This window comes from Salmonella sp. NW645 (assembly GCF_051703725.1).
Classification (GTDB): domain Bacteria; phylum Pseudomonadota; class Gammaproteobacteria; order Enterobacterales; family Enterobacteriaceae; genus Salmonella; species Salmonella enterica.
In genome coordinates this window covers 1-224 of record NZ_JAMMKR010000044.1, presented here as the reverse complement: position 1 = coordinate 224, position 224 = coordinate 1, and the positions used below count along the sequence as shown (strand labels likewise).

At 46.0% G+C, this 224-nt stretch carries 1 tRNA gene; it reads left to right on the top strand.

The annotated features are described in order from the left end of the window. Window positions 1-76 (top strand) — tRNA-Glu (locus NA389_RS22010). Window positions 77-224 lie beyond the last annotated feature (148 nt).

The window sequence follows — 224 nt, the reverse complement described above, 5'->3', positions numbered from 1 at the left end:
GTCCCCTTCGTCTAGAGGCCCAGGACACCGCCCTTTCACGGCGGTAACAGGGGTTCGAATCCCCTAGGGGACGCCACTTGCTGGTTTGTGAGTGAAAGTCACCTGCCTTAATATCTCAAAACTGACTTACGAGTCATGTTTGAGATATTTGCTCTTTAAAAATCTGGATCAAGCTGAAAATTGAAACACAGAACAACGAAAGTTGTTCGTGAGTCTCTCAAATT